This is a genomic window from Lentibacillus kimchii (assembly GCF_055381965.1).
In genome coordinates this window covers 866,569-880,846 of record NZ_AP043934.1, presented here as the reverse complement: position 1 = coordinate 880,846, position 14,278 = coordinate 866,569, and the positions used below count along the sequence as shown (strand labels likewise).

General features: G+C 47.7%; 12 protein-coding genes. 3 read left to right on the top strand and 9 right to left on the bottom strand.

Going from position 1 to position 14,278, the window contains the following annotated elements; translation table 11 throughout:
* Positions 1-14: 14 nt before the first annotated feature.
* The 6 genes from ACZ444_RS04845 to ACZ444_RS04820 form a co-directional block, all read right to left on the bottom strand.
* A complete protein-coding gene (locus ACZ444_RS04845; protein WP_382359820.1) occupies positions 15-1,562 on the bottom strand; it encodes a 2-isopropylmalate synthase in 1,548 nt (515 codons plus the stop codon).
* Positions 1,549-2,595 carry a ketol-acid reductoisomerase gene (gene ilvC / locus ACZ444_RS04840; protein ID WP_382359817.1) on the bottom strand — a complete coding sequence of 349 codons (1,047 nt, stop codon included), beginning with the start codon at positions 2,593-2,595 and terminating at the stop codon, positions 1,549-1,551. The genes ACZ444_RS04845 and ilvC overlap by 14 nt, the downstream gene beginning before the upstream one ends.
* A 22-nt stretch (positions 2,596-2,617) precedes the next feature.
* Positions 2,618-3,136, bottom strand: coding sequence for an acetolactate synthase small subunit (gene ilvN, locus ACZ444_RS04835; protein WP_382359814.1), 519 nt, complete (start codon positions 3,134-3,136; stop codon positions 2,618-2,620).
* On the bottom strand, positions 3,133-4,863 hold the full coding sequence (ilvB, locus tag ACZ444_RS04830) for a biosynthetic-type acetolactate synthase large subunit (RefSeq protein WP_382359811.1): 1,731 nt from the start codon (positions 4,861-4,863) through the stop codon (positions 3,133-3,135). Before ilvB ends, ilvN begins: the two co-directional genes overlap by 4 nt.
* 836 nt (positions 4,864-5,699) lie before the next feature.
* Positions 5,700-7,394, bottom strand: a complete 1,695-nt coding sequence (ilvD, locus tag ACZ444_RS04825; protein ID WP_382359808.1) for a dihydroxy-acid dehydratase — start codon at positions 7,392-7,394, stop codon at positions 5,700-5,702.
* 106 nt (positions 7,395-7,500) lie between these two features.
* Complete coding sequence (locus ACZ444_RS04820) at positions 7,501-8,463, bottom strand: bile acid:sodium symporter family protein (protein ID WP_382359805.1); 963 nt, start codon at positions 8,461-8,463, stop codon at positions 7,501-7,503.
* Between the two features lie 184 nt (positions 8,464-8,647).
* On the opposite strand from ACZ444_RS04820, the gene ACZ444_RS04815 reads away from it, so the two are divergent.
* Positions 8,648-9,754 (top strand): branched-chain amino acid aminotransferase, encoded by a 1,107-nt coding sequence (locus ACZ444_RS04815; RefSeq protein ID WP_382359802.1) that lies wholly within the window; start codon positions 8,648-8,650, stop codon positions 9,752-9,754.
* A 307-nt stretch (positions 9,755-10,061) separates the two neighbouring features.
* Here the strand turns inward: ACZ444_RS04815 and ACZ444_RS04810 are convergent, their stop codons facing one another.
* From ACZ444_RS04810 to ACZ444_RS04800, 3 genes are all read right to left on the bottom strand, one after another.
* Positions 10,062-10,715, bottom strand: coding sequence for a reverse transcriptase-like protein (locus ACZ444_RS04810; protein ID WP_382359799.1), 654 nt, complete (start codon positions 10,713-10,715; stop codon positions 10,062-10,064).
* Positions 10,716-10,785: 70 nt separating this feature from the next.
* Positions 10,786-11,481: an HAD family hydrolase gene (locus ACZ444_RS04805; RefSeq protein ID WP_464433595.1), complete on the bottom strand. Its 696-nt coding sequence runs from the start codon at positions 11,479-11,481 to the stop codon at positions 10,786-10,788.
* A 114-nt stretch (positions 11,482-11,595) separates the two neighbouring features.
* The gene (locus ACZ444_RS04800; protein ID WP_382359793.1) at positions 11,596-12,606 is read right to left on the bottom strand and encodes a proline dehydrogenase family protein; all 1,011 of its coding nucleotides are present in this window, start codon (positions 12,604-12,606) and stop codon (positions 11,596-11,598) included.
* A gap of 195 nt (positions 12,607-12,801) precedes the next feature.
* Here ACZ444_RS04800 and ACZ444_RS04795 point away from each other — a divergent pair, with 195 nt between their 5' ends.
* A complete protein-coding gene (locus ACZ444_RS04795; protein WP_382359790.1) occupies positions 12,802-13,323 on the top strand; it encodes a GNAT family N-acetyltransferase in 522 nt (173 codons plus the stop codon).
* Positions 13,324-13,385: 62 nt separating this feature from the next.
* Complete coding sequence (locus ACZ444_RS04790) at positions 13,386-14,267, top strand: ATP-binding protein (RefSeq protein ID WP_382359787.1); 882 nt, start codon at positions 13,386-13,388, stop codon at positions 14,265-14,267.
* Positions 14,268-14,278: the final 11 nt, after the last annotated feature.

The window sequence follows — 14,278 nt, the reverse complement described above, 5'->3', positions numbered from 1 at the left end:
ACGATCGATCACCGTTATTTATGCGCGGCTGGTTCATCTTTGGCCATTGTTTTCTGGACAATATACCGATTAACGGCGTTTAAAAACGCGTTGACGGACGCTTCTAGCACATCCTGCGCAGCCCCTCGGCCGTTTGTCATTTCACCATTGACGGTGAGCTGGACATGCGATTCAGCCAATGCATCTCTGCCGCGGCCGATGGAACTGAGCTGATAATCTGTTAAGTGCAGTTCTTCCTCAATCAGCGCATCAAGTGTGTTGTACAATGCCTCAACACTTCCCTGTCCAGTGCAGGCTGTCTCCAGTGAGCCGCCATCCGGAGCCGTCAGTGACACTGTAGCGGTCGGGATATTCGCTGTGCCATACTGCACTTGAAACATCGTCAGCTGATACGTATTAACGGCTGACGTATCCGTTTGAATTTCCATCAGGATCGTATACAGATCATCATCAGTCACTTCTTTTTTCTGATCGGTCAGCTGTTTAAATTTGGCGAACGCTTCTTTTGACTTTTCCTCAGACAGATCAACGCCAAGTTCTTGCACCCGGTCCTGGAAAGCATGATGACCGGAATGTTTGCCAAGGAATAATGTGTCCGTTTTGACGCCGACCATTTCCGGTGTCATAATTTCATAGGTTTCTCTATTTTTTAAGACACCATCCTGATGAATGCCTGCCTCATGCTGGAATGCATTGCGGCCAACTACAGCTTTATTTGCCTGCACGTACATGCCGGTTAATTTGGCGATTAAGTCACTGGTCTGCTTCGTCTCATCCAATTTAAGATTGGTTGCATACTGGTAATAATCTGAGCGGACCCGCAGAGCGACAGCCACTTCCTCGAGTGAGGCATTGCCAGCGCGCTCGCCGATGCCGTTAATCGTACCTTCCACTTGCGTAGCGCCATTTTCGACAGCTGCAATCGCGTTAGCAGCAGCGAGCCCCAGATCATTGTGGCAATGGCAGGAAAGCTCCACTCGCCCAATATTCGGGACCGTTTCGCGGATGAAGCGAAACAAATCACCGTATTCAGCGGGAGTCGAATAGCCAACCGTATCCGGCAGGTTGATTACCGTTGCCCCGGCATCAATGACATGTTCGATAATCTGGGCAAGAAACTGCCAGTCAGACCGGGAAGCGTCTTCCGCTGACCATTCCACTTGCGGAAATTTGCTCCGGGCGTAACGGACCATGCTGATGGCGTTTTCCATAACCTGCTCAGGTGTTTGTTTCAACTTATAGGTCATATGGATTGGTGAGGTGGCCAGAAACAAATGAATGCGCGGCTCCTCGGCGTATTTCAGAGCCTCCCAGGCTGTATCGATATCTTCCTGGCGCGTTCTTGCAAGCCCTGTGACGGATGTGTTCTGAATTGTTTGAGCAATAGCTTTAACGGCTTCAAAGTCACCTTTGGAGGAAGCAGGAAACCCTGCTTCCATTCGGTCCACACCCCAGCGTTCCAGTTGTTTGGCCATTTCCAGCTTTTCCTGTTTGGTCAAGTTGACACCGGGGGACTGTTCACCGTCCCGCAGTGTCGTATCAAATACCTTAATGACTGACATGGGCCTTCACATCCTTTTGTTTCGTTTGTTCTTTCGCTTGCAATGGCTGTTTAACAAAAGGCATTAAATCACGCAGCTCCCTTCCGACTTTTTCAACTTCCAGATTCTTTTCTTTTTCATTAATGGCATTATACATCGGGCGGTTGGCTTGATTTTCTGAAATCCAGCCTTTAGCAAATTCACCTGATTGGATTTCAGATAATACATCTTTCATGCGCTCTCTTGTCTCTTCATTAATCACACGATCACCAGAAACAAAGTCACCCCACTGAGCCGTATCGGAAATAGAATAACGCACATTTTCCAGCCCGCCTTCATACATGAGGTCAACGATCATTTTCATCTCATGCAAGCATTCAAAATAGGCAACTTCAGGTTGATAGCCAGCTTCTGTTAATGTCTCAAAACCGGCCTTGACAAGACTCGTCATGCCTCCGCAAAGAACAGCCTGCTCACCAAACAAATCAGATTCTGTCTCTTCCTGGAAACTTGTCTTCAAAATACCAGCTCTTGCTGAGCCGATGCCTTGTGCATAGCCCAGAGCTACGTCACGCGTATCGCCTGAAACATCCTGATGGACAGCGTATAATGACGGAACACCTCCACCGTCTTCATACGTACGGCGTACTATATGACCTGGTCCCTTCGGCGCTACCATAAATACGTTGACATTGTCTGGCGGAACGATTTGCGAAAAATGCACATTAAATCCATGCGCGAATGCAAGTGAATCGCCCTCTTTTAAATGAGGTTTAATACTTTTTTCATAGACCCCCGTTTGAAGCTCATCCGGGAGCAGGAACATCATAACGTTTGTTTCTTGAACAGCTTCAGCTACAGATTTTACTGTAAAACCGTCATCCTCGGCTTTTTTCTGTGATTTACCAGGGCGGACACCGATAATGACGTCATAGCCGCTTTCCCGCAGATTAAGTGCATGCGCATGGCCTTGAGATCCGTAACCAATCACCGCAACTTTCTTCGCCTGCAAGACACCTGTGTCTATATCCTGTTCATATAATACTTTTGCCATTTTTCGCGTCCTCCTTTTTAAATTAAACAAATTGGGAATTGATCTCAGTAATATCTTTGGGCTGCTGGCCTCTCAAAAAGGCTGTCATCCCTGTTTTGGCCAGTTCCTTAATGCCATACGGTCTTAACAGAGCAATCAGGGCTTCAACTTTCTCCGGTTTGCCAGTGATCTGAATGGTCATGCTGTCGCGGCTGACATCAATGACAGACGCGCGGAATGGTGCAATCACTCCCTGAATCTCTGTCCGCTGCTGGCCGCTTCCGCCAACTTTGATCAGCGCCATTTCCCGTGCCACAATTGACTGTTCTGTAATGTCCTTTACTTTTAAGACATCAATTTGTTTATTCAGCTGTTTCGTCAGCTGCTCCACTTTCTGATCATCATTTACCTCCACAACGAAGGTCATTTTTGAAATGCCAGCCCGCTCTGAGTTGCCGACCGAAATACTGTCAATATTGAACTGGCGCTTATGCAGCATGCCGGTAATACGGTTCAAAACCCCTGACTGATCCTGCACATCGGCTGTAATAATGCGCTTCATCGTGTCACCCCTATCATGTCGTGGATCCCTTTTCCCGGTGCAATCATCGGATAGACGGATTCTTCCTGAACGACGCGGCAGTCAATCACCACCGGGCCGTCACAGGCAAATGCTTCCGCCAGCACGGCAGCTGCTTCTGACTCCTGAACAGCCTGCATCCCGCGAATGCCGTAACATTCCGCCAGTTTGACAAAGTCCGGATTTTCCGGAAAAATCGATTCAGAGTAACGTTTGGCATAAAAGCTTTCCTGCCATTGCCGAACCATGCCGAGCGACTGATTGTTAACAATGACCACCTTGACCGGCAGCTGTCTTTCGTTAATCACTGAAAGTTCCTGGGCCGTCATCTGGAAGCCGCCGTCACCTACAACAGCCACAACCAGGTCATCTGGTGCGCCGAGCTGTGCACCCACGGCAGCGGGAAAGCCAAATCCCATCGTGCCAAGTCCGCCTGAGGTTACCCAGCGATTCGGTTTATCAAACGGATAGTATTGGGCCGCCCACATTTGGTGCTGACCGACATCGGTTGTCACGATTGCCTCTCCGTTTGACATTTGATAAATCTGCTCAATCAGCCCCTGCGGCGAAATGAAAGTCTCCTGCCGGTCATACCAGAAAGGGTACTGCTGCCGGTTGGCTTTCAGCGTTTCCAGCCATGATGCCTGCTGCTCCCCGTAGATTTCGGTCTCAAGCAGTGCCTCAAGTGCTTTCCCTGCGTCTGCCACAACTGGAATGGCTGTTTCGACATTTTTGCCGATTTCGGCTGGATCGATATCAATATGAGCAACTTTGGCATTTGGGGCAAAATACTGCAGATTGCCTGTCAGCCGGTCGTCAAAACGCGCCCCGATATTAAGCAGCAAATCACAGTCAACAATGCCCATGTTCGCCGCATAACTGCCATGCATCCCGGCCATGCCGAATGACAAGTCATGTGTTGCGGGAAAACTTCCCAGTCCGTGCAAGGTATTGACGACCGGGATCCGATGCCTTTCGGCTAAAGCCTTTAAGGCATCCGCTGCTTCTGCAAACACAACACCCGCGCCCGCCAGGATAAGCGGTTTTTCCGAGCGCCCGAGTGCCTCAGCCAATTTAAGAATCTGCAGTGGATTTGGCTGCTGATTCGGCTGATAGCCAGGGAGGCAGCAATCAGATGCATCCACATCAGTACTGACAGAAGTAACAGCTGATGCGATATCTTTCGGGATATCTACAACAACAGGTCCCGGCCGCCCGGTTGATGCAATGTGAAAGGCTTCTTTAACGATGCGCGGCAATTCTGCAAGGTCGCGCACTTGATAATTGTATTTGGTAACCGGTGTTGTAATCCCCATCACATCCGATTCCTGAAAAGCATCGGACCCGATGGCGGATGTAGCCACCTGCCCCGTAAAGATAACGAGCGGCAGCGAATCCATCATAGCGTCGGTAATGCCCGTCATCAGATTAGTAGCACCCGGTCCCGACGTCGCCAGAACCACACCCGGCTTGCCGGTAACCCGGGCATAGCCTTCAGCCGCATGCACAGCTCCCTGCTCATGCCGTGTCAGGATATGCTTAAAGGAGGCATCACTGCGGTACAACGCATCATAGATCGGTAACACCGCGCCTCCTGGGTAACCGAAAACTGTCTCGACAGCAGCGGCTTCGAGTGTTTGAATCAGTAAATCGGCACCCGTCATCTTTTCCTCCATCTGTTTCAATTCCTGTTCAGGCTCAGCATTCACGGCAACTCGCCTCCTTTGGTATTGATCAAACAACCAGTACTTCCTCGTGCACCGGCAGTTTGACCTGAATATAAAAAGACCCTTCCCAGCCCCAAATCTGCCACTGGCAGCATAATAGGGGCGAAAAGAGTCTTCTTTCCACGGTACCACCCAGATTTATAGCATTCTCGCAAATGCTACCTTGTCAGCTGACTGCCTTGTCAGCTGCGTTTTTTCAACAGGTGCATGAGTGTGCACCCGGCCATGCCTAATAGGAAATTCTTCCGTTCAGCAAGGCACTCAGAGAAGATGTCGGAACAATATGCATTTCCGGGTTTCCAGCAACCCCGGCTCTCTGGTAATGCATCGGCATGTTCTTTTTTTCCCGTCATCGTGTTTATATTATGAAGTTGTGGTTGTAAGATTTTTTGCTTCTTTTCGAATCATTAGAAAATTAATATTGTCGCTAATCATATAACGTTTTATCCTGCGAGTCAACCGTATTTCAATACTTTTTTGACAGTTTCGATAAATCAGATAACTATGTATGCGTTTACAAGTTCCCTGTGACGGAAAAATAACTGCTCATAAAAATTTTTTAAAAAAATGAGCCCCTTTTGGCTGACATAAAAAAAGGCTGAGACAAAAGTGCGAACCACTTGCGTGACTGAACCGCTCCGAAAAAAGACGTCACTTTCCACGGGCGGCTGATGAGCCTCCGAAGTGCGTTCGCACTCCGGGGTCTCACCTATGCCTTTGCTCCCGCAGGAGTCGCCGTCTTTTCCTCCGCTGAATCGGAGCATTGTTCGACGCTTGAGTTAGTCGCTCTCGTTATGTCCCAGCCTCCGCTTTTTCGTTTAATCTTTTTTAGTTTTGTAGTCTGTTACAGCGCCTTTTGAGGAGCAGGAGACGTTATGGGCATATTTGCCGAGCACCCCTTTCTGATACAGCTGCGGTGCTGTCCATTGCTGTCTGCGCCGTTCAAATTCGGCATCAGATACAGCCGCTGATAATTCTTTTTTATCAGCATCAATCGTCACCTGATCGCCTTCCTGCAAAAAGGCAATCGGTCCGCCAGACTGGGCTTCTGGCGCCATGTGACCGACGACCAGACCATGAGTCCCGCCAGAAAAGCGGCCATCGGTCAGCAAGGCCACTTTTTCACCCAGACCCTTGCCGACGAGCAGACTGGATACAGCCAGCATCTCTGGCATGCCTGGTCCACCTTTAGGACCGGCATAACGAATGACAAGCACATCGCCCTCCAGTATTTTATCTTGTTTGACAGCGTCAATCGCTTCCTGTTCTGTGTCAAACACGCGGACAGGGCCTGTGTGACGGGTCACCTGTATCCCCGATACTTTAGCAACCCCTCCTCTCGGTGCCAGGTTGCCTTTTAAGACGATAAGCGGCCCATCTGTTCGTTTTGGCTGGTCCAGCGGCGCAATGATGGACTGGTCCTCAGACAGAGACGGTGCTTCCGCCAAATTTTCCGCAACAGTCCGGCCAGTAACAGTCAAGCAGTCGCCATGCAGGTAACCAGCCTCATACAGCAGTTTCATAACAGCCTGAACACCGCCCGCTTTGTGCAAGTCCTGCATAACAAACTGCCCGCTTGGCTTCAAATCAGCCAGATGCGGCACCTTGGCCTGCATTCGGTTAAAGTCATCAATTTCGAGATCAACACCGATCGCATGGGCCATCCCCAAGAGATGCAAAATCGCATTCGTCGAACCACCAAGCGCCATCACGACGGTTATGGCATTTTCGAATGCTTCTTTCGTCATGATGTCTTTCGGATAGATACCTTGTTCCAGCAGCGTGTAAACCGTTTTGCCTGCTTCCGCACAATCAGCCGCCTTTTCCTCAGATTCGGCGGGATTTGACGAGCTTCCGGGCAGACTCATACCCATCGCTTCCACAGCGGATGCCATGGTGTTAGCGGTGTACATGCCCCCGCAGGCTCCGGAGCCAGGGCAGGCTTTACATTCAATGTTTTTAAGCTCCTCATCACCAATATCGCCGTTGTTATGCTTGCCGACACCTTCAAAAACAGAAACGATATCGATAGCGTTACCGTTATGTGTTCCAGGTGCAATCGTCCCGCCATACACGAATACAGCCGGCACATCCGCATTCGCAATCGCAATCATACAGCCAGGAATATTCTTGTCACAGGCACCAATCGCCACAAATCCATCAAGGTTTTCCGCACCCACAACCATTTCGATCGAATCCGCGATCAAGTCCCGGCTGGGCAGTGAATAGCGCATACCCTGGGTGCCCATGGAAATACCGTCAGACACCGTGATAGTGTTAAAAATAAGCGGCGTTGCTCCTGCGTCCCGCGCACCTGTCTTGGCGCTGACCGCCAGATCATCAATGTGGATATTGCATGGTGTTACCTCACTCCATGTACTTGCAATGCCGACCATTGGCTTTTGAAAATCCGCATCGTCAACACCAACTGCCCGCAGCATCGCGCGGTTCGGTGCCCGCATTGTGTCATCACTGAATACATGGCTTTTAATACGCAAATCATTGTTGTCCATTCGAAGACCACCTTTCTATTTCGGCATATTATATACTTAATATTTTAATAATTCAATACCTCAATACTGTTTTAATAGATTAGCTGACCGCGAATCGAAGCCCTTCTTATCCGGCTTTATGGTCCTCATCGTCCTGAGGCAAATGGTTGCTCTTTTTGCCCCACCACGTGGCAATCAGCGGACCGGAAATGTTGTGCCAGACACTGAACAGCGCACTTGGAACCGCCGCAATCGGTGAAAAGTGGGCAAGCGCTAATGCTGAGCCCAGGCCGGAATTTTGCATACCAACTTCGATTGATACCGCCTTTTGATCCGCAAAATCAAAGCGGAACAGCTTGCTGATCGTATAACCTATCACAAGTCCCAGTACGTTATGCAGTATGACGACCGAAAGAATTAACAGGCCCGTTGAAAGAATTTCTTCCCGGTTAACCGCTACAACTGCTGAGGCAACAGCAACAATTCCCACAACGGAAACAAGCGGCAGTGCTGCTACACTCTTACTGACTTGTTTGCTGAACAGCAAACGAACAACAATTCCCAGAACAATCGGAATCAGCACAATCTGCACAATCGATGTGACCATATCGGCAGCCGATACGGGAAGCCACTGACTGGCAAGAAGCCATGTCAGCACCGGTGTTAAAATGGGCGCCAGAATCGTTGATACGGCCGTAACCGAGACGGATAAAGCCGTATTGCCTTTGGCGAGAAAGGTCATGACATTCGAAGCAGTACCCCCCGGACAGCAGCCAACCAGAATCACACCAGCAGCTACCTCGGCCGGAAGCTGAAATACAACCGCCAGGCCAAATGCCACCAGAGGCATGATAATATATTGGGCTGCTGCGGCTATGAAAACACTTGCCGGTGCCTTCAGCACGCCTTTAAAATCATCCAGCGTGAGCGTAAGGCCCATCCCAAACATAATAATTCCCAATAGCAGTGTTACGTGCGGGGCTATCCAAGCAAACCCATCTGGAAACAATAAGCTTAAGATACCGAATAAAATGACCCAGATCGCAAATGTGTTTCCTGCAAAGCTGCTGACTTTTTCCAATGTTTTCATGTCCATCCCTCCGAAGTAATGATTTAATAGTCAGATAACTATGGATTCTAACACATCCCATTTTGCTAAGGAAGTCTTATTGTTTAAATATTTATATAATTTAGTAAATACTAATTTTGGGCTTGCGTTTGTGATCAATTTATTCTATGATAGATTTCAACTTTTTACACAAGGGGATGGCGACATGACGAACGAACAGCAATCCATTAGAGTAAACCTCTGCTCATCAGGTAAAGAAAAACCTCAGGCAGATCAGCTGGCGTTTGGGCGATCTTTTACGGATCATATGTTTGTAATGGACTACACGGAGGATGAAGGCTGGCATGAGGCACGCATAGTGCCCTATGCACCGCTGATGATCGATCCGTCAGCTATGGTCTTTCATTACAGCCAGTCCGTATTTGAGGGATTAAAAGCTTACTTGAACGACGATGGCGAGGCTCAATTATTTCGCCCGCAGCGGAATTTTAAGCGGATGAACCACTCCAACGACAGGCTATGCATACCGCCGATCGATGAAACGTTTGCCTTAAAAGCGGTCAAACAGCTTGTCTCGATTGATAAAGACTGGATCCCGCAAGCTGAAGGAACTTCCTTGTATATCCGGCCATTTATCATTTCAACGGAGCCTTTCATCGGTGTAGCACCATCTCGTCATTATCAATTTATGATTATATTATCCCCTGTTGGTGCCTACTATGAAGAAGGAATTAATCCGATTAAAATAGCGGTGGAAAATGACTATGTCCGCACCGTAAAAGGCGGAACCGGCGAAGCTAAGACCGGCGGGAATTATGCTGCCAGCCTGAAAGCCCAGGAGATGGCTGAGGAAGGCATTGCTCAGGTCCTATGGCTTGACGGCGTTGAACGGCGTTATGTCGAAGAAGTCGGCAGTATGAACATTTTCTTTAAGATTAACGGACAGGTCATCACACCTGCGCTAAACGGCAGCATTCTCGATGGTGTCACCCGCAATTCTGTTATCCGGCTCCTGCAGCATTGGAATGTTCCAGTTGAAGAACGGAAAATTTCGATGGATGAAATCTATCAGGCCTATCAGGAAGGAACACTGGAAGAGGCATTTGGCGCTGGGACGGCTGCTGTTATTTCGCCAATTGGCCAACTCGTCTGGCAGGAACACATGGAGATTAACGACGGTCAGACTGGTGCCATAGCCAAAAGCCTTTATGACACATTAACGGCTATCCAGTACGGCAAAATTCCGGATCCATTTAACTGGATCGAAAAAGTTGATGACATCGGCGAAAACACACTAAAAGCAACAAACTAAACATTGAACCAGCAGCACACAGTCAGAGACTTAAAAGAAGATGAGTTCATTTTGATTCATCCTTTTCAAAATGAACTCATTTTTTTGCGTTTGGGCGGCACATGACATAAAACGTTTCAAACGTTCCAGGACTATAAATAGCCCGCTTCAAACTACAAGTGAACGTAACCAAAGCAAATGAAAACACGCTATTCCAAAAATTATCAAACTGATGCTAAACGCTCAAGAGGAAAAGCCCCTGCTCACCTTTCGGCAAACCTGACGTCACGACTGTCATTGGACAGGATCAAGAAAAATTTCTTCTAAGCTACAGCTCCCGCATACTTGTTATGTCGACACCCTTTAACGCCTGGGCTGCCAGCCAGTCCGCTTCCTGATTATGCTGGCGTGACTTAAGATCATACACTGGATCAATCCCCGACCGGTGCAAATCATCTTCAATACGATCGGCCCACTTGTTTAACTCAGTCTCATAACAGGGCCATTCACCCTGCAATTGCTTAATAACCACCTGTGAGTCACCGGCAAAGATCACCGGCTGATGATGCACCTCAAGCAGCAGCAATTCCCGAATGCCCAAATGCAGCGCAGCATATTCTGCTTCGTTATTGGTCTCCAGCTCCTCAACCAGGGCATTCTGGCGCAGGCGCCATGATTTGCCGTTCTGCTCATAGTAGATGACACATCCTAATCCGGACTTTTTCGAATCACGTTCAAAACCGCCATCGAAATAAACTGTCATTCCATGAGGCTCTGTCTGAATAATGTCCAGCTGCTTCTTCAATTGTTTGAACGTCCACCTGCCATCATAGTTATCAAAGAAAGTGAGCTGCGCAGCACGGCCAGTTTTTTCCAGATCTTCAGCCAATAACAGGGCCTTAGCAGCCGGCATTGCTTCCGAGCTGAAAGACGTTTGCGTTCCTTTCGGTGTTGTGTACGTTAATGCAACCCTGACATCCATAGCCGACATCCTTTTAATATAATACTAAAACCAGTATGCCCGTAATGACCTGACGTTACCCTGGCAGCTGTCAGCCGAAAAGCGGCCATCCCTCTTCCACAGCTACTTTCTTAACCGACTTGTCCGGATTAACGACAAAGGGATGTTTAACGAATTCGAGCAAAGGCACATCGCTCTCACTGTCAGCATAAGCCCATGTATCACGCGATTCTTCTTCAGTCAGGTAACCAAATCGTTTCTGGCGGTCCATCCAAGCCTGTACATGATTGACTTTTTCATCGCCATTGACAACTGACCGGACATGACCGGTACACAAGCCGCGCTGATTAAACATTAATTCAGTGCCAATAATATGCACATTAAGTGAGAATGCATCCGTAAAAGCTTTTAGAAATGGCTGAAATGCTCCGGACAGAACAATAATCTGATCGCCCTGGCGTTCATGCTCGTGTATTTTTTCTATCAGTCCCTGATGAACATCGTCCTTGCCGATTTCGACTAAACGCCGGAAAAACTGATCCAGCTCTGCTCGCGTCATGCCTTTAAACGACTTAGCAAAGGCTTCGAAAAAAGACAATTTGAAGGCGTTTTTGCCTTTAGTCAGACCAGCCGTCGAAGCTTTAGCGAGACCTTTTGAGATAACGGTCCACTGTTTCAGGCCAAACGCCTGATTGGCCCCCTCCATAACGACCTTAAATGAATCACCCTGATAAAGCGTTCCATCAAAATCAACTGTTACAACACCCATGACAATCACCTCTGACATCATCTTAATCCAATAGTGGCTGGAAGTAAATGCTCGGGAAGTTTAATGAACCAAAAGAGGCTGCGACATTTCATTGATTGTTTTGTTATGTCACCTCCTCTTTTGGTCTGTCAGTTATGCTTTTTTACCGCGTTTTGACCGGAAGCGCCAGATCAGAAGCGCGGAGACAGCTGCTGCACCGCCAATGACCGGTCCTTTCTTCAATTTGTTATCTTCGGTATAAAGCGCGTCTTTAAGGATAATATTGACATTCTGCGGCCGTTCGGCCAAACGGCGCATAAAGTAGCCAAACCAGTCATCGCCAAACGGAATATAGGTGCAGAAATGATAACCCTCATTGGCGAGTTTTTGCTGCAAGTCATTCCGGAAACCGTAAAGCATCTGAAATTCAAATTGGTCATTAGGGATGCCCTGCTCTTGTATGAATGTCTTCAATTCATTAATGATATGATGATCATGTGTGCCAATTGACGTGAATGTACCTTCTAAAAGCCGCTCTTCAGCCAGCTTTATAAAGTTCCGGTCAATAGCCGCCTGCTCCTGATAAGCTACATCCGCGCTTTCTTTATAAGCGCCTTTAACAATCCGGACACGTATACCTTTCAAATCAGAAAGATCGTCCCCAGCCTGAAGCAGATATGACTGAACAACTGTGCCGACATTGTCATAGTCCTTATGGAGTGTCTTCAGAGCAGCCATGGTAGCCTCGTAATGCACATAGTCCTCCATATCAATGTTGACAAAAATGGCGTATTCTTTCGCCTTAGCCAGAATTTCCCGCACGTTGGCCATACAAAAATCCTGATCGATATCCAGACCGAGCTGTGTCAATTTAACGGAGAGATGACAAGCTACATTCTCCTGATGAATCGTTTCCAAAAGTGTGATGATCTTATCTTTTGCTTGTTCAGCTTCAGCCCTGCTGGCAACAAACTCGCCTAAATTATCAAGTGTGCAGCTGATTCCTTTGGCATTCAGATTTTTAACCGTTTCCATAACACTCGGAATCGTTGTGCCAGCGACAAACTTATCAGCTCCCAGGACAAAGCCCCATTTTTTGGCTTGGGAATTTAACAACTGATTGTTCGACAAGCCGATAAAAAAATCCCGCGTCATATTTGACATGTTCAAAACTCCTTCAATCGTGAATATGGAAGAACCATTCTATTGTAAATGATTTCATGACTCTATTATACTATAAAACACATACAAAAATAAATTGTCGATTGCCGCCAGTTGTCAAATTTGCAAAACATGACGAAGCTCGTATTTTCTGATAAAATGAACGTTATATCAAAGCGGAAAAGGAGACAATCTAACATGGAAAAGACCATTCAGCTCCGTGCAGTCGAAAAAGATGATCTGAGCTTCTTGCACAAACTGCTGAACAATACCGATGTGATGCATTACTGGTTCAGTGAAGCCCATATGTCGATGGAAAAACTGAAAGAAATGCTTGAGAAAAATAACGCGAATGACCGGAACCGTTCCTTTATCCTCACCGATGGGCAGGAACCATTCGGCTTCGTTGGAATAGCCGATATTGATCCAAGACACCGTCACGCGGAATTCTCAATCATGATTGAACCGGCGCACCAGGGCAATGGGTATGCCGGCAAAGCTACGCAATTAGCGATGGATTACGCCTTTTCAATGCTGAATTTGCATAAACTTTATTTAATTGTCGCCAAAGCAAACGACAAAGCCCGTCATGTCTATGAAAAAGCCGGTTTCCACACAGAAGGTGAAATGACTGAGCACTTCTTCGTGAAAGGGACCTATCAGGATGCCCTTATGATGGGCGTTTTTCAACAGGATTACTGGAACAGACAAAATCATTAGATGCAGCAGCGCAGAATGACAGATGCTGAACGTTAAACTGTCTGCAAGAAAGGAGCCCCAATATGACACAAACTGAACAGCTGCCAGAAGCCATCAGACAATTACTTCAGAACAACCGCCACACGACAAAGGACCGTGCGTTCCGCGAGCTGATCCGGAGTGACCTCTATGTGCCGCCCGAACAGGACCTTTTAATCGATGCCATTACAGCATTAAGCATGGGGAAAAACGTCCTGCTGAAAGGCCCGACCGGTTCCGGTAAAACACGTTTTGCAGAGACACTCTCCAGCTTATTCAATCAGCCTATGTTCAACGTGAATTGCTCGGTTGATTTGGATGCGGAAAGTCTGATGGGTTTCAAAACACTCAGCTACGAAGAAAATCAACAAGTGATTGATTTCGTGCCTGGACCAGTGACGAATGCAATGAAACACGGCACATTTCTTTATATTGATGAAATTAATATGGCTAAACCGGAAACCCTCCCGCTGATCAATGGCGTGCTGGACTACCGCCGGACGATCACCAACCCGTTCACCGAGGAAATCATTACGGCCGAAGATGGCTTTGGCGTCGTGGCAGCCATTAATGAAGGCTATGTCGGAACGGTCCCACTTAATGAAGCTTTGAAAAACCGCTTTGTCGTAATCGATATTCCCTATTTACAAGGTGAACAGCTAAAACAGCTGATCCAGAATACGAGCCGGCTGGAAAAAGGACGCACAATCGACTTGTTTGTCCGCCTTTCCAGTGACCTGATTGAAGCCGTTTCCCAGGGCAAACTGGCTGAAGACGCTGCATCAATCCGTGCTTTAGTGGATGCGTGTGACTTAAGTGCATTTATCCCGCCAAAACGAGCGATTCAACGCGCCATTGCCGATAAACTGGAAGAAGACCGGGAAAAAGAATTTGTCATGACGATGGCCGAAACCTTATTCGGCTAAAATGGGCTACA

Coding starts and splice junctions, on each gene's coding strand:
- ACZ444_RS04845 (WP_382359820.1), bottom strand. CDS start 1,562: ATGTCAGTCATTAAGGTATTTGATACGACACTGCGGGACGGTGAACAG.
- ilvC (WP_382359817.1), bottom strand. CDS start 2,595: ATGGCAAAAGTATTATATGAACAGGATATAGACACAGGTGTCTTGCAG.
- ilvN (WP_382359814.1), bottom strand. CDS start 3,136: ATGAAGCGCATTATTACAGCCGATGTGCAGGATCAGTCAGGGGTTTTG.
- ilvD (WP_382359808.1), bottom strand. CDS start 7,394: ATGGACAACAATGATTTGCGTATTAAAAGCCATGTATTCAGTGATGAC.
- ACZ444_RS04820 (WP_382359805.1), bottom strand. CDS start 8,463: ATGAAAACATTGGAAAAAGTCAGCAGCTTTGCAGGAAACACATTTGCG.
- ACZ444_RS04815 (WP_382359802.1), top strand. CDS start 8,648: ATGACGAACGAACAGCAATCCATTAGAGTAAACCTCTGCTCATCAGGT.
- ACZ444_RS04810 (WP_382359799.1), bottom strand. CDS start 10,715: ATGGATGTCAGGGTTGCATTAACGTACACAACACCGAAAGGAACGCAA.
- ACZ444_RS04805 (WP_464433595.1), bottom strand. CDS start 11,481: ATGTCAGAGGTGATTGTCATGGGTGTTGTAACAGTTGATTTTGATGGA.
- ACZ444_RS04800 (WP_382359793.1), bottom strand. CDS start 12,606: ATGTCAAATATGACGCGGGATTTTTTTATCGGCTTGTCGAACAATCAG.
- ACZ444_RS04795 (WP_382359790.1), top strand. CDS start 12,802: ATGGAAAAGACCATTCAGCTCCGTGCAGTCGAAAAAGATGATCTGAGC.
- ACZ444_RS04790 (WP_382359787.1), top strand. CDS start 13,386: ATGACACAAACTGAACAGCTGCCAGAAGCCATCAGACAATTACTTCAG.